Below are 21,193 nucleotides of genomic sequence, written 5' to 3'. Positions count from 1 at the left end.
GTCGCATCGAACAGATGGACTGGAAAGGCAGAGAGCTTGTTTCGGAACCACCAGCAGGCTTTAAAAAAGGCGCTGACAGGATAAATTCTATACGGATGCATCCAACGGAAGCAGATGCTTATTTTATGCTTCCCTGTGCAGAAAAGACGGCCGCTCCCGGGTGGGGGTGGGCCGTGTTCTGCGATTTGTTTTTTGGAGGTACGAATGGCACAGGTTAAAGAACAGAACCCCGCGCCCGCCCAGAACCGGGCCAGTGACAACAGCGGCGAGAAGCGCCCCCGCACCCGCCGCCCCTATTATTCGCGGCGTCCCCGCCGCCCGCAGCAGCCCAAGGAGGCCGCTGTGCCCATCCACATCTATCCGCTGGGCGGCCTGGGGGAAGTGGGCAAGAACATGACCGTGTACGAGTGCTGCGGCGATATGATCATTGTGGACTGCGGCCTCGTCTTCCCGGACAGTGATATGTTCGGCGTGGACATGGTCATCCCCGATTTCACGTTCGTGGTACAGAATAAGGATAAGATCAAGGGCCTGCTCATCACCCACGGCCATGAGGACCACATCGGCAGCATCCCGTATCTGCTGCAGAAATTTGATCTGCCCATCTACGGCACCCGCCTGACCTGCGGCCTCATCAAGAACAAGCTGGAGGAGTTCGGCCTGGCCGGCAAGACCAAGTTTGTGGAGATCGTGCCCAAGCAGAAGCTCAAGCTGGGCTGCTTCACGGTGGAGCCCATCCATGTCAACCACTCCATCCCGGACTCGGTGGCCTTTGCCATCGACAGCCCGGCAGGCACCATCATCCAGACGGGCGACTTCAAGATCGATTACACCCCGCTGGCCTGCGGCCCCACCGACCTGACCACCCTCTCCGAGTACGGCCAGAAAGGCGTGCTGGCCCTGCTGAGCGATTCCACCAACGCGGAGCGCCCGGGCTTTACGGCCACGGAGCAGAAAGTGGCGGCAGGTGTGCGCAGCCTGTTTGCCCGCGCCCAGAACAAGCGCATCATCATTGCGACGTTCGCCTCCAACATTTACCGCGTGCAGCAGATCATTGATCTGGCTGTGGAGGATGGCCGCAAGGTGGCGTTCAGCGGCCGCAGCATGGTCAACAACACGGCCATGGCCCAGGAGCTGGGCTATATGCACATCCCGGAGGGGACTCTCATCAGCGTGGATGAGCTCAACCAGTACCCGCCGGAGCAGGTGGTTCTGGTGACCACGGGCAGCCAGGGCGAGCCCCTGAGCGCCCTCTCCCGCATGGCCTCCTGCAGCCACCGTCAGGTGCGGGTGGGCCCCGGCGATTTCATTATCATCTCGGCCAAGCCCATCCCCGGCAACGAGAAGAGCGTGACCAAGATCGTCAACGGCCTGCTGCTGCTGGGCGCGGAGGTCATCTACGAGGGCATGTACGATGTCCACGTTTCCGGCCACGCCTGCCAGGAGGAGCAGAAGCTGATGCTCACCCTGACCAAACCCAAGTATTTCCTGCCCGTGCACGGCGAGTACAAGCAGCTCAAAAAGCACGCCATGACCGCCGCCAGCCTGGGCATCCCCACCAGCAACATCCTGATCGCGGAGAACGGCTCCAACGTCATCCTCAGCCGGGATGAGATCAAGCTGGGCGAGCCTGTCACCGCCGGTGCCGTCATGGTGGACGGCCTGGGCGTGGGTGACGTGGGCAATGTGGTCCTGCGGGACCGCAAGCACCTCTCCGAGGACGGCCTCGTCATCATCGTGGCCACTGTGGACAGCAAGACCGGCCAGGTACTGGCTGGCCCCGACCTCGTCAGCCGCGGTTTTGTCTATGTGCGGGAGAACGAGAGCCTGATGGACGGTGCCCAGAGCATTGTGGAATCGGCGCTGGACCGCTGCGTGGAAGAGCATGTGCGGGATTGGAACAGCGTCAAGACCCGTGTGCGCGAGGCGCTGAGCAGCTATATCTATCGCCGTACCAAGCGCAGCCCCATGATCCTCCCCATTCTGATGGAGGTCTGATCGACCGGGCCCTGCTGTGCAGGAGCAGGCCCGCCAGGAGGCATATGATCTGATGAAACAAAAACCAAGATGGACTTTGGAGATGCTCACCGCCTGTCTGGCGATTCTGTGTGTCCTGCTGATGCTGGTATTGCTGGTGCAGCGCCCAGCCATCTGGCCGGTACTGGTGGTGCTGGCAGCGGCCTGGTGCATTGGCATGGGCCTGTTCCGCTACCGCCTCCGCAGCCAGCTGGCACGCTGGGTCTGTGGCGGCGACTTTACAAAATCGAAAACAAAATTCAGCCTGGAACCCCTCTCCCAGCCGGTGGTCCTCCTCTCGGGGGAAACCGTGCTCTGGTACAATGACCAGTTCCGCCAGCGGATGCTGGGCGGGCAGGACCTGCTGGTGAGCCGGGTGCAGAAAGTCATCCCCGGGCTGGATCTGCAGCAGGCCCGCACCCAGGAGGGCCAGCAGCTGACCCTGGCCGATGGCGTGTGGTCTGCCCACAGCTCCACCGTGCCCGGCGATGCGGAAACGATGACGCTGGTGGTCTTCAATGAGGAGACCGCCCTGCGCCGGGTGGAGGCGGAGTATAAAGCCAGCCGCCCGGGTTACCTCGTCTTTCTGGTGGATGGCTACGACGATGTGTTCAGCGACATGCTGGACAGTGAGCGCGCCCGCCTGCTGGAGGGCATCAACCGGGTGCTGGAAGAGATGATCGGCCGGGGCACGGGCTTTTTGCGCCGGGTAGCCAGCGGCCGCTACATCGCGGTGGTGGAGGAGCGCCAGCTGGAGCAGTTTGCCAAGCGGGGCTACGACGTGCTGGATAAAATCCGCGCCCTTGACCCCAGTGTGAACCTGTCCCTCTCCATCGGCATTGGCCGCGGGGCCAAGACCCTGCGGGAGGCCCAGGACATGGCTGTGCAGGCACTGGATATGGCCCAGGGCCGCGGCGGCGACCAGGCCGCCGAGATGACGCCGGACGGCTTTACGTTCTACGGCGGCGTCAGCCATGGCGTGGAAAAGCGCAGCAAGGTGCGCAGCCGCATTGTGGCCGACCAGCTGGTCAAGCTCATCAAGGAGGCGGACCATGTGGTCATCATGGGCCACCGGATGAGTGACCTGGACGCCATCGGTTCTGCCGAGGGTGTGCTCCGCATCTGCAAAATTTGTGATGTGCCGGCCGTTATCGCGGTCCGCCGGGATGCCACGCTGGCGTCCAGCCTGATCAATGCTCTCGTTGCCGCCGGGCAGGAGGACGATTTCATCGACCCCAAAGGTGCACTGCCCATCATCTCCAAGCGGACGCTGTGCATCGTGGTGGATACATACCAGGTCAATCTGGTAGAGAGCAAAGAAATTCTCGAAAAATGCGGCAAGGTGGCCGTCATCGACCACCACCGCAAGGGCGTGGGCTTTATTGAGAACCCGGCCCTTGTCTGCCACGAGCCATACTCCTCCTCTGCCAGTGAGCTGGTCACGGAGCTTTTGCAGTATGTGGGCGAGCGGGATGACAAGCCCAACCGGGTGGAAGCGGAGGGCCTGCTGGCCGGCATCATGCTGGATACGAGAGACTTTACCCTCCACACCGGCGTGCGGACCTTTGAGGCCGCGGCCGCCCTCCGCCGCTATGGCGCGGAGACCGAGCGGGTGCGCCAGCTGTTTGATGTGACCATGGTGGAGTACAACGCCAAGGCCGACCTTGTGGAGGCGGCCCAGATGTACAAAAACTGTGCCGTCTCGGTGAGCGGGGAAGTACCCCCGGAGGCCAGGGTAGCCATTGCGCAGGCCGCCAACGACCTGCTGACCATCCAGAACGTGGAGGCCAGCTTTGTGGCGGTGCAGGTGGGCACGGGCGTGAACATCTCGGCCCGGAGCCTGGGCGCGGTCAACGTGCAGGTCATCATGGAGTCTCTGGGCGGCGGCGGCCACCAGACCATGGCGGCGGCACAGCTCAAGCATATCACCCCGGAGGCGGCCCGGGCACGCATCCAGACCGCCATCGACCAATACCGCGAATCCCAGAAGAAGACTTCTTCCGAGGCGAACGCGGAACCAAAGAAAAAGGATAACAAGCCATGAAGCAGTATGATTATCTCATCGTGGGCGCGGGCCTGTACGGCGCGGTGTTTGCCCATGAGGCCAAAAAGGCAGGAAAGCGCTGCCTCGTCATTGATAAGCGGGACCACATTGCGGGCAACATCTACACCGAGAGCGTGGAGGGCATCCATGTCCACCGCTACGGTGCCCATATTTTCCACACCAACAACAAGGCTGTGTGGCAGTATGTGAACCAGTTTGCAGAGTTCAACCGCTATACCAACAGCCCGGTGGCCAACTACCACGGCGAGATCTACAACCTGCCGTTCAACATGAACACGTTCAATAAGATGTGGGGCGTGGTGACTCCCGCCGAGGCAAAAGCAAAGATCGAGCAGCAGCGGGCCGAGGCAGGCATCACCGAGCCGAAGAACCTCGAGGAGCAGGCCATCAGTCTGGTGGGCACCGATATCTACGAGAAGCTCATCAAGGGCTACACTGGAAAACAGTGGGGCCGCCCCTGCACCGAGCTGCCCGCGTTCATCATTAAGCGGCTGCCCGTCCGTTTTACCTACGATGACAACTATTTTAATGCCCTGTATCAGGGGATCCCCAACGGCGGCTACACGGCCATGGTGGAGAAGATGCTGGACGGCGTGGAGATTGAGCTGGGTGTGGATTACCTGGCCCGCAAGGCGGAGCTGGACAAGCTGGCGGATCAGATCGTCTACACGGGCCCGGTGGACGCCTACTTTGATTACAAGCTGGGTGCTTTGCAGTACCGCAGCGTCCGCTTTGAGACGGAGGTGCTGGACACCGACAACTATCAGGGCAACGCCGTGGTGAACTACACCGACGCCGAGACACCCTACACCCGCATCATTGAGCACAAGCACTTTGAGTTTGGCACCCAGCCCAAGACCGTTATCAGCCGGGAGTACAGTGCTGAGTGGAAAAAGGGCGACGAGCCGTACTACCCCGTCAATGATGAGAAGAACGGCGCCTTGTATGCTGCCTACAAGCAGCTGGCCGACGCGGAGCCGGGGGTCATCTTCGGCGGCCGCCTGGGCGAGTACAAATACTACGATATGGACAAGGTCATTGAGGTGGCACTGAGCGTCGCGGAGAAAGAGCTTGCCGAATAATTGCAATTGCGGTATACTAGAGCTACAAAACTGCACCGGTTCTCCGGTGAGAAGTGAGGGATAACATCATGAAAGTGATTCTGAAGCAGGACGTCAAGGGCATTGGCAAAAAGGACGAGATCCATGAGGTCTCCGACGGCTACGCCCGCAACTTTCTGTTCCCGCGCAAGCTGGCCGCTGTGGCCGACGCCAGCGCGGTGAATATTGCCCGCGGCAAGGAAGAGGCTGCGGACTTCCATGAGGCAGAGAACGTGGCCGCTGCTCAGGCAGTGGCTGCGAAGATCAACGGCAAGACCGTGACGATCAAGGCCAAGGGCGGCGCTTCCGGCCGCCTGCACGGCAAGGTCACCGGCAAAGAAGTGGCGGCAGCCCTCTCCGAACTGGCCGGCACCGCCATTGATAAAAAGAAGATCGAGCTGGAAACCAAGGACATCAAGGACGCTGGCGTTTTCAACGCCAAAGTCCGCCTGCATGTCGGTGTGGTGGCTTCGTTCAAAATTCAAGTGGAAGTGGAGCAGGCCTGATCTGAAAAAGCCTGTCTGCGCCCCCTCACGGCAGGGGGCGCTTTTTGTAGTATGAGACCCAGAGGAAACGATCATGCCGAACGAACGACATTACTCCAATGAACTGAATCTGGAAAGCGTGGGCATCAATCTGCCCTACAACATGCAGGCCGAGCAGAGCGTGCTGGGCGCGGTGCTGCTCAAGCCGGAGACACTGACCGACCTGGTTGAGATCATCCGGCCTGAGATGTTCTACACCCGGCAGAACGCCCAAATTTATTCGGAAATGCTGCGGCTGTTCACCAGCGATCAGACCATTGATTTCGTCACCCTGCTGGACGCGGTCATCTCAGACGGCGTGTTTCCCAGCGCGGACGAGGCGAAAGTCTACCTGACCGGCCTGGCCGAGACGGTGCCCAGCATCTCCAACGTGAAAGCCTACGCCCAGATCGTGCAGGAAAAATATCTGGTCCGCCAGCTCATGGGTGTGGCGAAAGATATCTTGCAGGATGCGGGCGACGAGCCGGACGCGGACCTGCTGCTGGAAAACGCCGAGCAGCGCATTTATGAGATCCGCTCCGGGCGGGATTCCAGCGCCCTGACGCCCCTTTCTTCCAGCATGGTGGAAACGCTGACCAATCTGCAGAAGATCAGCGGCCCGGATGCCGATAAGTACAAGGGCATCCCTACAGGCTTCCGCCTGCTGGACACCGTGCTCACCGGCCTTGGCCGCGGCGACCTGATTATTCTGGCTGCCCGCCCCGGTATGGGCAAGACCAGTTTTGCGCTGAACATTGCCACCCGTGTAGCCATGCAGCAGAAAGTACCGGTGGCCATCTTCAGCCTCGAAATGACCAAGGAGCAGCTGACCAACCGGATCCTCTCGGCGGAGGCCGGCATCGACAGCCAGGCGTTCCGCACCGGCGCCCTCCGGGCGGAGGACTGGGAGTACCTGGCCCTTGCCACCGAGAAGCTCCATGACGCGCCCATTTATATGGATGACACCTCGGGCATCACCATCACCGAGATGAAAGCCAAGATCCGCCGGGTGAACCAGGACCCCAGCCGCCCCAATGTGGGCCTCATCGTCATTGACTATCTGCAGCTGATGACCACGGGCCAGCGCACCGAGAACCGTGTACAGGAGATCAGCTCCATCACCCGAAACCTCAAGATCATGGCCAAAGAGATGAATGTGCCCATCATTGCGCTGAGCCAGCTGTCCCGTGCGGTGGAAAAGCAGGGCAACAACTCCTCCCACCGCCCCCAGCTGTCCGACCTGCGTGATTCCGGTTCCATCGAGCAGGACGCCGACTGCGTGCTGTTCCTCTACCGTGATTCCTATTACGCCAGCCAGAACCCGGACGGTGCCGAGGTGGACGCCGACACGGCCGAGTGCATCGTGGCCAAAAACCGCCACGGTGAGACCAGTACCGTGCCGCTGGGCTGGGATGGTGCCCACACCCGCTTTATGGATGTGGACTTTAAACGCTGATGAAACACGACGATTTTTCCGGCATTTTGCAGCGTGTCCGCGCGTTTTGCGAGGCTGAGGCTCTGCTGACGCCGTTGACAGCCGGAAAGCCGCTGCACTTGGCCGCGGCGGTGTCCGGCGGGGCTGACAGCATGGCCCTGCTGCACCTGCTGCTGGCCTTACAGGCAGAGTCCGGTTTTGTGCTGAGTGTCTGCCATGTCAACCACGGCCTGCGGGGGGAGACGGCCGACCGGGACGAAGCTTTTGTGCGGGAGGCCTGCGCGGAGCTGGGCCTGCCGCTGCGGGTCTTCCGCCCGGCGGAGGTTGGCTTTACGGTGCCGCCCCATGCCGGGGAGGATTGGGCCCGCCGCCTCCGCTACGCCTGTTTTGAACAGCTGCGGCAGGAGGGGATAGACTGCATTGCGACGGCCCATACTGCAAGTGACCAGGCAGAGACGCTGCTGTTCCGGCTGGCCCGGGGCACCGGGCTGCACGGGGCAGGGGGCATCCGCCCCAAACGCCCCGGCTACTGCCGCCCTCTGCTGGGCCTGACCCGGGCAGAGACGGAGGCTGTCTGCATGGCCCGCGGGCAGCGCTGGGTGACGGACGAGACGAACACGGGGGACGACTACGCCCGCAACCGCCTGCGCCACGCCGCCCTCCCGGCTCTTGGCTCGGTCAACGAGGCGGCGGAGGAAAATCTGGCCCGCTTTTGCGAGAAAGCCGCCCGGGCAGACGCCTATTTTGCCCGGCAGGCGGCGACACTGCTGGAAGAGGCCGGGCAGCGGCTGCCCCCAAAGCTCCCCGCCGGGGCGCGGTACGCGCGGGAGGCCGGGGAGGGCGTCTGGGCGCTGGAGCCATTGCAAAAGGCCGACCCGCTCATCCTGGAAACCGCCCTCCACAGTCTGACGGCCCCGGTGCGGGACGCCGAGGAAAAATACATCCGCCTGCTGGCAGCGCTGGTGCGGCGCGGCAGCGGGGCGGTGCAGCTGACCGGTGAGATCCGGTTCCGCGCCGGGGAGGGGACATTCTGGCGGGAAAAAACGCCGGATGCCTGCCCGGAGAACACCGGATTTTATGAGCCGTTTTTCCCCACGGATGGGGCCGAATATCCCCTGCCCGGAGGCCAAAAGCTGAAAATCCGGGTGGTTCCGGCCCCATTTGAAGAAAAAATACAGGGTGTTCATAAAAAAGACTTAAAAAATCAAGCGGATTATGCTAAAATAACTACGTTGTATCCTGCTCTTGTTCTGCGCTGCCGTCAGCCGGGAGACCGTTTCCACCCGGCAGGCCGGGGCGTGGGCAAGGAGCTGCGCAAATGGATGAACGAGGCGGGGATCCCGCCCCGGCAGCGGGCTGGCCTGCCGCTTCTGGCAGCAGGCAGCGAGGTGCTTTGGGTCCACGGCACAGGCTTTGCCGCTGGCCTTGCCCCGGATGCGGGCAGCACGCTGGTTTTGCAATTGAAACTGCAAACAATGGAGGAAGTAGAATCATGAGTATGCATGACGATATCAAGAACGTTCTGGTTTCCGAAGAAGAGCTCAAGGCCAAGGTGCGGGAGCTGGGCGCACAGATCAGCAGGGACTATGAGGGCAAAAACCTTGTTCTCGTTTCCATCCTGAAAGGCTCCGTGGTCTTTATGGCCGACCTGATGCGGGCGGTGAGCATCCCCTGCAGCATTGATTTCATGGTCGTGTCCAGCTACGGCGGCAGCAACACCAGCAGCAGCGGCCTGGTCAAGATCATCAAAGACCTGGACGGCGACCTGTCCGGCAAGGACGTGCTGATCGTGGAGGACATTCTGGACACGGGCATCACCCTCTCCAACCTGGTGCCCATGCTCAAGATGCGCCACCCCAATTCCGTGAAGATCTGCACCATCCTGGACAAACCCAGCCGCCGCAAGGCTGACATCAAGCCGGATTACGAGGGCTTCCAGGTGCCGGATGAGTTCGTGGTGGGCTATGGCCTGGATTACGACGAAAAATACCGCAACCTGCCGTATATCGGCATCCTCAAACCCTGCGTTTACGAGAAATAAAAACATTACCAGAACTGGAGTTGATCATTCTTGCAACCAAAAAGACCTCGTATTAACCCGCTGATCTTTGCGCTGGCATTGGCAGCGGTGCTGATGATCTGGTCGGTGTTCACCAGCGGCACTGGTATGTCCGGCGGCTCTACCATGAGCTACTCGACGGTGGTGCACTACTTTGAGCACAATCAGGTCACCAAATTCACCCTGGACCGCAACACCAGCGTCATTACCCTGACGCTGAAAGAGGGCGACCTCGACCTGCCGCAGGCTACAGCTGCCTCCACGGCAGATTCCACCGGCGGCCTGCTGTCCGGGATGCTGTCGTCTTCGTCGGCGGATTCCACGGCCGCGGAGAAGAACTCGGACGGTACCGTGACGGTCCGCTACAAGCTGCCCTATGCCTACGTTTTCATTGAGAACGTGCAGAGTTATATTGATTCTTATGACGCGGCCAACCCCACGGCTCCCATGGAGTACGATTACACCTCCCTCAAGGAGACCATCCCCTGGATGGAGATTTTGTTCTATCTGGGGATGCTGGGCTGCACAGGTTTCCTGCTCTTCTCCATGATGCGCGGCGGCGGTGCCGGCGGCGGCATCATGAACGTGGGCAAAGCCAAGGTCAAGGACGAGCGGGAAAACAAAAAGACCGCTACCTTTGCCGATGTGGCGGGCGAAGACGAGGAGAAAGAAGAGCTCAAAGAGGTGGTCGAATTCCTCAAGAGCCCGGATAAATTCAACTCGCTGGGTGCCCGCATCCCCCACGGCGTGCTGCTGGTGGGCCCTCCGGGTACCGGTAAGACCCTGCTGGCCCGTGCCTGTGCCGGTGAGGCCGGCGTGCCGTTCTACTCCATTTCCGGCTCGGATTTTGTGGAGATGTACGTCGGTGTCGGTGCTTCCCGTGTGCGAGACCTGTTTGACAAGGCCAAGAAGACCATGCCCTGCATCATCTTTATTGATGAGATCGATGCGGTGGGCCGTCAGCGTGGTGCCGGCCTCGGCGGCGGCCACGACGAGCGCGAGCAGACCCTGAACCAGCTGCTGGTGGAGATGGATGGCTTTGAGGCCAACGATGGCGTCATCGTCATGGCCGCTACCAACCGTGCCGACATTCTGGATAAGGCTCTGCTCCGTCCCGGCCGCTTTGACCGTCAGGTCTATGTGGGCCTGCCCGATGTCAAGGGCCGTGAGGAGATCCTGAAAGTCCACACCAAGAATAAGCCTCTGGCTCCGGACGTGTCCCTGAAAGTCATCGCGCAGCGCACCGCGGGTTTTGCGGGCGCTGACCTGGAAAACCTCGTCAACGAGGCTGCCCTTCTGGCTGCCCGGCGCAGCCGCAAGGCCATCACGATGGAGGACATCGAGGAAGCATCCATGAAAGTGATGGCCGGCCCGGAGAAGAAGAGCCGTGTCGTGACCCCCGAAGAGAAAAAGCTCACGGCCTACCACGAGGCAGGCCACGCGGTGGCGGGCTTCTACTGCAAGCACCACCCCCGTGTGCATGAGATCACCATTATCCCGCGCGGCCAGGCTGGCGGTTACACCATGTATCTGCCCGAGAAAGACCGCAGCTATGTGACCAAAGGCGAGATGTTTGAGGACATCGTTTCCAGCCTGGGCGGCCGTGTGGCCGAGCAGCTGATCTTGGAGGACATCTCCACGGGTGCTTCCAATGACCTGCAGCAGGCCACCAACATTGCCCGCCAGATGATCACCAAGTACGGCTTCTCCGAGCGGCTGGGCCCGGTGGTGTACGGTACCTCTCAGGAAGAGACGTTCCTGGGCCGCGACTTTGCACAGGGCAAGGGCTACAGTGAGACCACCGCTGCCGAGATCGACAGCGAGATGCGGGATATCATCGACGAGGCCTACGAAACCTGCCGCCGCACCCTGACGGAGCACATCGACCAGCTGCACGCGCTGGCCAAGGCTCTGATGGAGCGCGAAAAGCTCAACGAGCAGGAGTTCAACACCGTGATGGCGGGCGGCACTCTGGCCCCCCGTGACGGCGAGGAACCCAAGGCGGAAGAGCCTGCCCAGCCGGCTCAGACCACGGTAGAACCGGCAGAGCCCGCCGAACCGGCAGAGCCCGCCGAGATGGCGGAACAGACCCGGCCCGTGGAGACTCCGGCAGAGGAGGCCCCGGCCCAGAAACCCGAAGAATAAACCCGGAAAGGGGAGAGTGTTGTGGAGGAAAATTTTGAACCGGTCGCACGGACACGCGCCAATTACTACACCCCGGGCAGCCCGGTGCAGTTTGTCTGCGTGGAGCTGCTCAAGGGCGAGATCAGCGGCGAGCACGCGGTCTGCCTGACCTTTAAGAATATTTCCAAGGTGACGCTGACAGCCCTGGAGATTCATTTCAAGTGCAAGGGCGTGGACGGCATCATCCTCTGCGAGGACGAGTTTGAGTATCGTGACATTGCCGTGAAGCCCGGCGAGAGCTTTGGCATGGACGATGCCGTGTTTGTGACCCAGAAAGCCATCACCAGTGTGGATGTTTCCCTCAAGAACGTCTACAACGGCAAGCGGGTGGTCCATCTGGACGCCATCAAGCGGGTGCGCCTGCCGGCCCCCCGCCGCCTGAGCCCCGAGCTGCAGAAAGCACTGGAGGCCCGGATGAACCGTCAGGGCCTGAAGTATATGCCCCAGGTATTTGAAAACGGCTGGTACTGCGCCTGTGGCGCGTTCCACCCGAAAGAAGAGGATACCGTATACTGCACCGAGTGCGGCTGTGACCGCATCCTGCTGCAGAACGCCCTGAACACCCTGCTCCAGCCGGAGCAGCCGGACCCCGTGCCCGCTGCCCAGTCGGAAGCACCGGTGCGGCCCGTTCAGCCTGCCGCGCAGGAAGAGCCTACCCGTATCATGAGCAGCGCGGCCCAGGAAGAGGCGACCCGGGTCATGCCTGCCCGCCCCCATGTGGAGCAGGCGGCCTCCTTTGCGCCGCCGCTGGAGCCGGTGGAAGCCGGAGAGCAGACCCGCATCCTGGATGCACGGAACTACCAGCCTGCTGCCCGCGCGGCCCGGCCGGACGACGAGGGCACCCGTGTGATGCCCGCCGCCGTGCGGGACGCTGCCCCGACACCGCAGCGCGCTCCGGAGCCGCAGCCCGTGGACGAGGAGGACTACGAGGAGGAAGCGGACTCCCGTGACAGCATCGCTGAGACCCTTATCCGCTGGGTGCCGCCCATCACGGCCATCATCTGCGCAGGCATTGCGCTGTGGGGCTTTGTGTATTATCAGTTTATCCTGTAAAACAGCAGCGGAGGAGGCGGTGAGCGTTTCCTCCGCTTTTTTGTTGCAACTGCTATTTGGCTCCCCTGCCAGGACAGACTCCCTCCGGCCGGAGGGAGATGTCGCGCCAGCGACAGAGGGAGGATCGCTGGACGCGCCAAAGCGCGGCCTGAGAGGTTTTATTTCAAATCGAGGAAGTGGCAATATGGTAGACGAGACGTTACAAGCGGCGTTTGAGATCAAGACGGCCTGCGATGAGATCAGCCGCAAGCTGCTGCGCTGGCACTGGGAACAGAAGCCCGGGGCCCACGGCCTGGATGCCCTGCTCAAGCACCTGGCCCAGCGCCAGAAAGAAAGCCCGGATTACTACAACCGAATGCCGGACCTGAGCGGAAAGACCAGCTGGCAGCAGTTGGATACCACCCTGTGTATGCGGGTGCTGCTGGACCCGGAAAAAGACGCGGCCAAGCCTCTGGACCTGCTGGGCAATACGCCGCACCCCTCGGCGGCCCGCCGGGCCTGCAACGCGGTGCGCACGGCCCGCAACGAAGCCGCCCACGCGGCGGACCGCACCGATGGCACCCAGGCGGCCATCCTCTTCAACGAGGCCATCGAGAGCCTGGAAGAGGGCTATGCGGGCACGGCGTTCAAGACCAGTGAGCTGGAGCAGTATTACCGGATGGCGGAGGATTTCCTCAGCCGCTGCGGGGCCAAAAAGCCGCTGGCCTCGGCCAAGGCAGAGGAAGAAGAGCCCCGTGCCAGCACGCGAAACCGGAATGGCACAAAGCCCCGCAGCCAGAGCCGCGTCAGCGGAAGTTCCCGCAGCGGAAATGCCCGCCGCACAAACAGCGGGCGGAGTGCGGGCCGGGGCAATGGCTCCCGCAGCCGCGGCAGCGGCCGCAAAAAGCAGCGCCGGGTGCACTACAGCCGCAAAATGGCCGTGGTGCTGGTGGCGGCGGTGGTGCTGGGCCTGGTGGTCCGGGCTGTCAGTATGGGCCTGTTTGCAAAATAATGCAGGAAAGACAAAGAACCGAGAGGACTTTTCCGGGTGGAGAAGCGCTCCCGGTTCTTTTTATGCGCCCGGGCCATACAATGGCATCAGAACCCAAAAGGGAGGGAGGACCACGGAAAGGACAGGGATTTTACCACTGTTTGGCGGGCTGGCGCTGTTTCTGTTTGGAATGGACCGGATGAGCGAGGCACTGCAGCAGGCAGCGGGGGAGCGGCTGCGGCGGGCATTGGCAGCCCTGACCCGCACCCCGCTGACCGGGGCGCTGGCCGGGATGGTGGTCACGGCAGTGGTGCAAAGCAGCTCGGCCACCACGATCATGGTCATTGGGTTTGTCAGCGCCGGGCTGCTGGAGCTGCCCCAGGCGGTGGCAGTCATCTTTGGGGCCAACATCGGCACCACGGTCACGGCCCAGCTGCTGGCATTCCGGGTGGAAGAAATGCTGGGGCTGGTGCTGTTCGGGGGCTTTTTTCTCTGTGCAGTGGCCCGGACGGAGCGGGGGCGGCAGATGGGAACGGCGGTGTTTTCATTCGGGCTGCTCTTTGCGGGGATGGAGCAGATCCAGAGCGTGGTGGAGCCGCTGGCCCTCCGCCCGGAGTTTGAGGCCTGGATGGCGCAGGTGCGGGAAAAGCCGCTCTGGGGTCTGCTGCTGGGGCTGGGGATGACGCTGGTGGTGCAGAGCAGCTCGGCGACCATCGGCGTGCTGCAGGGCGTGGCACGGCAGGCCGGGCCGGACGGGGTGCACAGCCTGCTGGGGCTGGCCGGGGCCGTTCCGGTATTGCTGGGGGATAACGTCGGCACGACCATTACGGCGATTTTAGCGGCGGCGGGCGGCACCCGGGACGCCAAACGGGCGGCGGCCGCCCATTGCTGCTTTAACCTCTCGGGGTCACTGGTCTGCCTGCTGGCCCTGCCGTGGTTCGTGCGGCTGGTGGAGCTGCTGCCGCCGGAGGGAGAAGAGCTGGAAATTATCGCGCGGCAGATCGCCAACGCACACACGTTGTTCAATGCCCTCTGTACCCTGATCTGGCTGCCGCTGACGCCTCTCATGGTCCGGCTGGTAACGACACTGGTGCCGGAAAAAAGAACAGAATAAGGTCAAAACCGTGGCCATGGCAACGGCGAGGGGTTGACAGATGTGGTATACTGATGTTAACTTTCAAAAGGAGGGTCTATCATGATCCGGAAAATCATTCACATAGACGAAGAAAAATGCAATGGCTGTGGTGCCTGTGTCACCGCCTGCCACGAGGGAGCCATCGGCCTTGTCAACGGCAAAGCCAAGCTGCTGCGGGACGATTACTGCGACGGCTTTGGCGACTGCCTGCCCGGCTGCCCCACCGGTGCCATTACATTCACCGAGCGGGAGGCCGCTGCTTACGATGAGCAGGCTGTGCTGGAAAACAAGCAGAAAAAAGCAGCGGCTGCACAGGCAGCTCCTGCCCAGCCCGCAGCCTCGGCATTTCACGGCTGCCCGGGCAGCCGGATGCACCAGTTCCACCGGGAGGAGGCAGCGGCTCCTGCCGCGGCTGCTCCGGTAAATCAGCCCTCACAGCTGGCCCAGTGGCCCTGCCAGATCAAGCTGGTGCCTGTGAACGCCCCCTACTTTGCAGGGGCCAAGCTTCTGGTGGCGGCAGACTGCACGGCGTATGCCTATGCCAATGTCCATCAGGAGTTCATGCGGGGCAAAGTGACGCTGATCGGCTGCCCCAAGCTGGACGATGTGGATTACAGCGAAAAGCTGACCCAGATCCTGCGCCAGAACGACATCAAGAGCGTGACCGTTCTGCGGATGGAAGTGCCCTGCTGCGGCGGGCTGGAGCGGGCTGTGGTCACGGCCCTGCAGAACAGCGGCAAAATGATCCCCTGGCAGGTGGTCACATTCTCGGTGGACGGCAAAATTCTGGACCGCTGAGAAGCGCGTGACCTGATCAAAAGAGAGGAACGAAGAAAAACGGCAGGTGCCCCCATTTAGAGGGGAACCTGCCGTTTTGGCGTGTGTGCTTATTGGATGGCGTTGAGGGTGCTCTGGACGAGCTGCGCGATCTGTTCCAACGTCTGCCGCAGCTGGACGAACGAGGCGATGTCGCTGTCCTGAATGAGATCTGTGGGGGCCGAGAGGTTGTTGACAACAGGGGCCACAGAGCCCGTGAGGGTCACAGAGACATCATGGGCGGGGATCTCCAGATGGATGTCCACCGGGATGCTGTCGCCAAAAAGAAGAGACTTGAGGGGCAGGCCCAGCACCAGCGTGGGGGAGCCAACGCCCTCCGACGGGAACTGAAAATAAGTAAAGCCCTGGGGATCGGAGTCCGGGCGGACGATCCACTTGGGGTCCAGTTTCAGGGTGTAGCCGGACATGTCCTGCATGGCCACCTGAGAATCCGGGACGCCCAGCATCTGGGCCAGCTGCGCCTGCGAGACGTAATTGGGCAGCGACCACTCGGGGAAGAACGTCCCTACCAGCGGGTAGCTGGAAACAACGGAATCCCGCAGGGTCCGGTAAAGCTTCCCGGCATTGAACAGAGTCTGGTCTGCATCAATATAGACATCGGTGAAAAAGTTGTCGCCGCTGGTCTCGGTGGTGGCGGCATCGCGGGAGTAAAGATAAAGCTGCAGCTGGCCGGGGGAGTAGAGGCCGGTCATTCGGCCCTCTGTGGCCCCGGCCTGGTCCAGAATGGAGTAAAGGGCCGGGTGGGTGGTGCCGCCCTGGGAGGTGACAGCGTAAGTGAACTCGAAATCCGCGCCCTGCTGCAGGGCTTTCAGCTTGCGGTTTGCAAGGCCGTAAAGGACAAGAGCCGCCACGATGCAGACTGCCGCAAGGCAGAGCAGGAGAGTGACAACGGCACGGGAACGCTTTTTGCGGGAAGATGCCATAGAGAACGCCTCCTTTTATTGAGAATACGAACCAGAACTTAAAAATCGTGCAAGCTGCCGGGGATTTTGGATCAAAATAAATTTTTCGGGGTATTGCCGGGCAATTTGCCGGTATCCGGCAATCCGGGCAGGTGTGCGGCCCTGATATAAGACCCACCAGACGAATTCAGCGTCGATCTTTTCCATACAGCCGGGCGCGGAGGAATCCCGCACAGCGCCCCGGTTGGCCCACCACCGCCGGATGACCCGCCAGAGGCAAAGAAAGCGGTTGAATGCAAGGACGATGATCTGGTCTGCCTCTTCCAGCCGCCGGGCATAACAGGTTTTGGTGTAGTTTCCGTCCATGACCCAGCTGCTGTGGGTGTCAAGAAACGAGGTGACCAGCTGCTCCTCCTCTCCCGGAACGCGCTCCACCCAGCCGGGCAGAAAGTGCACAGCGTCCAGATGCAGGACCGGAGCGTGATAAAAACTGCCCAGCTGTTTGGCAAGGGTGGATTTTCCGCTGCCGCTGAGGCCAAGAATCGCAATTTTCATAAAAAACCTCTTAATGGCAGGCTTTGACAAAAGCGTCAAACAGGGCCTGCTGGCGGGGGTCGGCCTCGCTGAGCCACTCCGGGTGCCACTGGACCCCGAGGCAAAACTTTGCGTCCGGCTTTTCCAGCGCCTCTATGAAACCGTCCTCGCTGAGGGCGGCAATTTCCAGCCCCGGAGCCACCCGGCTGGCTGCCTGATGGTGCTGGCTGTTGACCAGAACGGTGTCCTGCTTTAGGATCTCCGCCAGCAGGGTGCCCCGGCGGACGGTCACGGTGTGGATTTTAGCCCAGTGATCGTTGTGAGGCACATGCTCTAGGGGCTTGATGTCCTGATACAGCTCCCCGCCGAGGAACGCATTGAGCACCTGGATGCCCCGGCAGATGCCGAGGATGGGCTTGCCCGCCGCAAGGAATGCATGGAGCAGCTTGGGCTCAGCGGCATCCCGCAGGGGATTGGGCTCCCCGCAGGCCGGGATGCGCTCCTGCCCGAAGAGGCTGGGCTCAATGTCGCCGCCGCCGGGCAGCAGCAGGCCGGCGCATTCCAGCGCCTCGGCCACGGCCTTGTCCGGGTCAGCCAGTTCCACCCAGCGGACGGAAGCACCCGCCCGGGCCAGACTTTCCACATATTTGGATTGTGCGGTGGTCAGCTCCGGGTCGGCGCTCATCCGGGGCATGGCGATCGTAATGGACATTTTATCATCCTCTCAAATTTTCACATAAAGCAAAAACCCGGAACTTTTCAGTTCCGGGCGTTTTGGCGGAAAGATGGGGATTCGAACCCCAGAACGCTTTTGACACGTTACACGATTTCCAGTCGTGCGCCTTAGACCAACTCAGCCATCTTTCCACATCTTCTGTTTTGCTTTCGGGCCGTGGCCCTCAGCGCTCCACTATAATACCTGAAACGAGGGGTTTTGTCAAGCAATTTTTCAAAAAAATTTGTATTTTTTCAAAAAGGACGATGGTGCGTAGTACGACTTTTGAACGGAACTCCCGAACGCCTGCAAAACCTCTTGACGCGGGAAAAAAGAAAGACTATGATGAGAACAGAGAGAGTGCGGACCCTGGTAAAAACGCAGGGTCAGGAACGAACAGGGAGGAAAATACAATGAATTATTCTGATGTTTTAAACAACGCGCGGCAGTGTATCGGCAAATACTGCAAGGCCTGCCCGGTGTGCAATGGCGTGGCCTGCAAAAACCAGGTCCCCGGCCCGGGTGCCAAGGGCGTGGGCGACACAGCCATCCGCAATTATAATAAGTGGGCGGACATCCGGGTGAACATGGACACCCTGTGCGAGAACGGCACCCCGGACACCCATGTGGAGCTGTTTGGGCAGAGCTTCCAATACCCGTTCTTTGCAGGCCCGGTGGGTGCGGTCAGCCTCCACTACTCGGACGCCTACAACGACATGACCTATAACGATGTGCTGGTGCGCGCCTGCGCGGAGAACGGCATCACCGCCTTTACGGGTGACGGCACCAACCCCGACGTGATGACCATGGCCACCAAGGCCATCGGAGCGGCGAACGGCTGCGGCGTGCCCACCATCAAGCCCTGGAACATCGACACCATCAAGGCCAAGATGGAGCAGGCCAAAGAGAGCGGCTGCTTTGCCGTGGCCATGGATGTGGACGCGGCCGGTCTGCCGTTCCTCAAGAACATGACCCCTCCGGCCGGCAGCAAGAGCGTGGCGGAGCTGAAAGAGATCGTGGCGCTGGCGGGCAAGCCGTTCATCGTCAAGGGCATTATGACCGTCAAGGGGGCCCTCAAGGCCAAGGAAGCAGGAGCGGCCGCCATTGTCGTCTCCAACCACGGCGGCCGTGTGCTGGACCAGTGCCCTGCGACTGCAGAAGTTCTGCCGGAGATCGCGGAGGCTCTTAAGGGCAGCGGCGTGAAAGTCCTGGTGGACGGCGGCATCCGCTCCGGCGTGGATGTTTTCAAGGCACTGGCACTGGGTGCCGACGCGGTGCTCATCGCCCGTCCGTTCGTCACGGCGGTCTATGGCGGCGGCGAAGAGGGCGTCAAGTGCTATATTGATAAGATCGCAGGTGAGCTTGCCGACACCATGCAGATGTGCGGGGCACACAGCCTGAGTGAGATCACCCGGGATATGGTGAGAGTTTAAAGATTATAGAATGTAACGAAACAGCGGCATCTTTCCGTGTTTACGGAGAGATGCCGCTGTTTCATTGAGTATGAGTGTTACTTCAACGTCCCGTCCAGCACCTGCTGGTAATACCACGGCTTCGGTGCATGGAACGTTTTGCCGCTGAGGAAGGCAAAGTCCGGCTGGGTGAAGCGGGGCATGGTGAGCTCCCAGGCACAGAGAGCCTGATACTTCAGCTTCAGCTCCCGGTTGGCGGCGTTGTTGCCGTACTTGCTGTCGCCCAGGATGGGGCAGCCGATGCTGGCCATGTGGGCGCGGATCTGGTGGGTGCGGCCAGTGATGAGCTTGACCTTGAGCAGGGCCAGACGGCCAGAGACGGCGATGGTCTCATACTGCGTTTCCACCTCCTTGGCACCGGGCTGCTTGTCCTCCACGATCTTGACGATGCCGCGGTCAGCGTCCTTGAGCAGGTAGCCGCCCAGCGTGGCGTCTGGCGGGGTGGGGCGGCCAAAGGTGACACAGAGGTAAGTCTTCTGCACATCGCGGTTTTTGATGGCAGCCAGGAAGAGCTCCTCGGCCTCGGGCGTTTTGGCGATGATGACCAGACCGCTGGTGCCGGTGTCCAGCCGGTGGCAGAGGGCCGGGGTGTAGAGGCTGTTCTCCTTGTATTCCCCCTGCTGGTTGAGATAGAGCAGGGCACGGTTGAGCAGGGTGTCGTCCTCCGGGCCATCCACGGCAAGGCCGGCGGGTTTGTTGACGATGAGGATCTGCGGGCAGTCATACACCACCTGCGCGGGGCCGCGGGCGTTCTTCCAGGCGGGACCTTCTACCCGGCGGTCGGCGTCCAACACTTCGTCCAGAATGAAGAGCTTGATCTCATCGCCCGCCATGACGCGGGTGGAGAGGGGCTGCTTTTTGCCGTTGAGTTTGATCTTGTTTTCGCGCAGGGCCTTGTTCAGGCGGCCCGGGTTCAGCGCCGGGAACTGCTCCATCAAATAATTGTCCAGCCGGGTGGGGGCAAGACATTTCACTTTTAAAATTTTCACGGAAATTTTCCTCTCTATACTTAAAATCAGTTGCAATAGAATGGGTTCTTGATTCGTTTTTATTGTAGCGGAACAAGACCGTTGAGTCAAGCAAAAGAAAGAGGGTACTCGCATGAGAGAAAACCATAAAATGATGGCGCTGACGGCGATTCTGGCTGCTGGTGTGGTACTGGCAGGCTGTGGAGCAACCAATTCTGCCGCAAGCAGTACTGTGGCTTCTGCAACAAGTACAGCGTCGTCGGAAGTGGAAAAAACAGAAGTACAGCCGATGCAGGGGATTTCACTGAGTGACCCGCTTGCAGATGGAACCTATCACATCAGTTTTGAAAAAGATAAAGTATGGGTCGGGGAACGCAAGAACAGCATCAACGATGCCATTGTTTACGACTATGACCGGTACACAGCCGAAGAAATCGAAGCTTTGAGCGAGGGAGATACCATTGTAACGCATCTGGATGGCACGGAGAACACCACGGTTTTGAGCGTGGAGAGCATAGAACGAAAGAACGACTATGTGGCCATCAATGGAGGAATGGAAGAGGGTGGAATCGACCTGTGCAAAGAAGAGGACCATTACCGGACTTTGACCTGGGATGATTTTCCTGCTTATTATGAAGTGGGAGTGGCGAAGCAGCTTATCATGGCGGACGATATCGAATTATCGGATGGCGCGGCGGATTTTGAAGCCGACCCGGTGATTGCAAAGGGAGACCGGGCGGTCTGCGATGCCATGAGCAACGAAGAAGATATTTATGGATGGAATGCGGGAAATACGACCGTGACGATCCAAAACGGTGAAATAACCCATGTGGACCGCATCTGGGTTCCGTGAATTTTGTCCAAATCGGTTGACAAACGCTTTGCGCATGCTATAATTTAACTGTACGCAAGGGGCGCTGTGCCCTTTTGCGGCAGCAGAATTATGACAGATGGCAATGATGGGGTCAGAAATGTACCACCCGCCGCCCAGAGAGAGCGCCCGCAGGCTGCAAGGCGCTCCGGCAGGATGCGTTTCACGCCACCCCGGAGCTTCCGGCGAAAGAAACCGGACGCTGCGCAGCGTTACCGCGCCGAAAGCGGCAGGGGACACGTTTTATCATATCTCTTGCAATTTGGGTGGTACCACGGAGCTTGATTTACCAGCAGCCTCGTCCCTTTTGATGGGATGGGGCTGTTTTTGTTTTTGGCTCCGCCCGCCCCTCT

18 protein-coding genes and 1 tRNA gene are annotated in these 21,193 nt (G+C 60.8%); 14 read left to right on the top strand and 5 right to left on the bottom strand.

Features of this window, described 5'->3' with window-relative positions; translation table 11 throughout:
- The first annotated feature begins 204 nt into the window (after nucleotides 1-204).
- The 12 genes from C4N22_RS02450 to C4N22_RS02395 all read left to right on the top strand — a co-directional run bounded on the left by C4N22_RS02450 (nucleotide 205) and on the right by C4N22_RS02395 (nucleotide 15,339).
- Entirely contained in the window at nucleotides 205-1,998 is a 1,794-nt protein-coding gene (locus tag C4N22_RS02450) for a ribonuclease J (RefSeq protein ID WP_112147866.1), read from the top strand.
- A 52-nt stretch (nucleotides 1,999-2,050) separates the two neighbouring features.
- Entirely contained in the window at nucleotides 2,051-4,060 is a 2,010-nt protein-coding gene (locus tag C4N22_RS02445; protein ID WP_242980925.1) for a DHH family phosphoesterase, read from the top strand.
- Nucleotides 4,057-5,163 carry a UDP-galactopyranose mutase gene (glf, locus tag C4N22_RS02440; RefSeq protein WP_112147864.1) on the top strand — a complete coding sequence of 369 codons (1,107 nt, stop codon included), beginning with the start codon at nucleotides 4,057-4,059 and terminating at the stop codon, nucleotides 5,161-5,163. Before C4N22_RS02445 ends, glf begins: the two co-directional genes overlap by 4 nt.
- A 68-nt stretch (nucleotides 5,164-5,231) precedes the next feature.
- Nucleotides 5,232-5,687 carry a 50S ribosomal protein L9 gene (gene rplI, locus C4N22_RS02435; RefSeq protein ID WP_022257668.1) on the top strand — a complete coding sequence of 152 codons (456 nt, stop codon included), beginning with the start codon at nucleotides 5,232-5,234 and terminating at the stop codon, nucleotides 5,685-5,687.
- Between the two features lie 73 nt (nucleotides 5,688-5,760).
- Nucleotides 5,761-7,161, top strand: coding sequence for a replicative DNA helicase (gene dnaB / locus C4N22_RS02430; protein ID WP_112114624.1), 1,401 nt, complete (start codon nucleotides 5,761-5,763; stop codon nucleotides 7,159-7,161).
- Nucleotides 7,161-8,636, top strand: a complete 1,476-nt coding sequence (gene tilS / locus C4N22_RS02425; protein WP_112147863.1) for a tRNA lysidine(34) synthetase TilS — start codon at nucleotides 7,161-7,163, stop codon at nucleotides 8,634-8,636. The genes dnaB and tilS overlap by 1 nt, the downstream gene beginning before the upstream one ends.
- Nucleotides 8,633-9,181, top strand: a complete 549-nt coding sequence (gene hpt / locus C4N22_RS02420) for a hypoxanthine phosphoribosyltransferase (protein ID WP_022257671.1) — start codon at nucleotides 8,633-8,635, stop codon at nucleotides 9,179-9,181. The genes tilS and hpt overlap by 4 nt, the downstream gene beginning before the upstream one ends.
- Before the next feature lie 30 nt (nucleotides 9,182-9,211).
- The gene (ftsH, locus tag C4N22_RS02415) at nucleotides 9,212-11,344 is read left to right on the top strand and encodes an ATP-dependent zinc metalloprotease FtsH (protein ID WP_112147862.1); all 2,133 of its coding nucleotides are present in this window, start codon (nucleotides 9,212-9,214) and stop codon (nucleotides 11,342-11,344) included.
- Between the two features lie 21 nt (nucleotides 11,345-11,365).
- Nucleotides 11,366-12,436 (top strand): hypothetical protein, encoded by a 1,071-nt coding sequence (locus C4N22_RS02410; RefSeq protein WP_112147861.1) that lies wholly within the window; start codon nucleotides 11,366-11,368, stop codon nucleotides 12,434-12,436.
- 184 nt (nucleotides 12,437-12,620) lie between these two features.
- Complete coding sequence (locus tag C4N22_RS02405; protein WP_112147860.1) at nucleotides 12,621-13,427, top strand: hypothetical protein; 807 nt, start codon at nucleotides 12,621-12,623, stop codon at nucleotides 13,425-13,427.
- Nucleotides 13,428-13,512: 85 nt separating this feature from the next.
- On the top strand, nucleotides 13,513-14,520 hold the full coding sequence (locus tag C4N22_RS02400; protein ID WP_347476087.1) for a Na/Pi cotransporter family protein: 1,008 nt from the start codon (nucleotides 13,513-13,515) through the stop codon (nucleotides 14,518-14,520).
- An 81-nt stretch (nucleotides 14,521-14,601) separates the two neighbouring features.
- Entirely contained in the window at nucleotides 14,602-15,339 is a 738-nt protein-coding gene (locus C4N22_RS02395) for an ATP-binding protein (RefSeq protein ID WP_112147858.1), read from the top strand.
- 89 nt (nucleotides 15,340-15,428) lie between these two features.
- On the opposite strand, the gene C4N22_RS02390 is transcribed toward C4N22_RS02395, so the two are convergent.
- The 4 genes from C4N22_RS02390 to C4N22_RS02375 all read right to left on the bottom strand — a co-directional run bounded on the left by C4N22_RS02390 (nucleotide 15,429) and on the right by C4N22_RS02375 (nucleotide 17,681).
- Nucleotides 15,429-16,301 (bottom strand): hypothetical protein, encoded by an 873-nt coding sequence (locus C4N22_RS02390; RefSeq protein ID WP_112147857.1) that lies wholly within the window; start codon nucleotides 16,299-16,301, stop codon nucleotides 15,429-15,431.
- A gap of 15 nt (nucleotides 16,302-16,316) precedes the next feature.
- Nucleotides 16,317-16,835, bottom strand: a complete 519-nt coding sequence (locus C4N22_RS02385; RefSeq protein WP_112147856.1) for a DNA topology modulation protein FlaR — start codon at nucleotides 16,833-16,835, stop codon at nucleotides 16,317-16,319.
- 10 nt (nucleotides 16,836-16,845) lie between these two features.
- Nucleotides 16,846-17,526 carry a gamma-glutamyl-gamma-aminobutyrate hydrolase family protein gene (locus tag C4N22_RS02380; RefSeq protein WP_112147855.1) on the bottom strand — a complete coding sequence of 227 codons (681 nt, stop codon included), beginning with the start codon at nucleotides 17,524-17,526 and terminating at the stop codon, nucleotides 16,846-16,848.
- Between the two features lie 63 nt (nucleotides 17,527-17,589).
- A tRNA-Ser gene (locus C4N22_RS02375) sits at nucleotides 17,590-17,681 on the bottom strand.
- A gap of 261 nt (nucleotides 17,682-17,942) precedes the next feature.
- Here C4N22_RS02375 and C4N22_RS02370 point away from each other — a divergent pair.
- Nucleotides 17,943-18,962: an alpha-hydroxy-acid oxidizing protein gene (locus tag C4N22_RS02370; RefSeq protein ID WP_112147854.1), complete on the top strand. Its 1,020-nt coding sequence runs from the start codon at nucleotides 17,943-17,945 to the stop codon at nucleotides 18,960-18,962.
- A 77-nt stretch (nucleotides 18,963-19,039) separates the two neighbouring features.
- Here the strand turns inward: C4N22_RS02370 and C4N22_RS02365 are convergent, their stop codons facing one another.
- On the bottom strand, nucleotides 19,040-19,990 hold the full coding sequence (locus C4N22_RS02365) for an RluA family pseudouridine synthase (protein WP_112147853.1): 951 nt from the start codon (nucleotides 19,988-19,990) through the stop codon (nucleotides 19,040-19,042).
- Nucleotides 19,991-20,102: 112 nt separating this feature from the next.
- Here C4N22_RS02365 and C4N22_RS02360 point away from each other — a divergent pair, with 112 nt between their 5' ends.
- Nucleotides 20,103-20,822: a hypothetical protein gene (locus C4N22_RS02360; RefSeq protein WP_022257682.1), complete on the top strand. Its 720-nt coding sequence runs from the start codon at nucleotides 20,103-20,105 to the stop codon at nucleotides 20,820-20,822.
- The last annotated feature ends 371 nt before the right edge of the window (nucleotides 20,823-21,193 follow it).

Origin of the sequence: Faecalibacterium prausnitzii (assembly GCF_003287495.1) — a bacterium.
In the GTDB taxonomy this organism is placed as follows: Bacteria; Bacillota; Clostridia; order Oscillospirales; family Ruminococcaceae; genus Faecalibacterium; species Faecalibacterium prausnitzii_I.
Note: the sequence above shows the minus strand (reverse complement) of the source record. Positions and strands in the feature narration are given on the sequence as shown.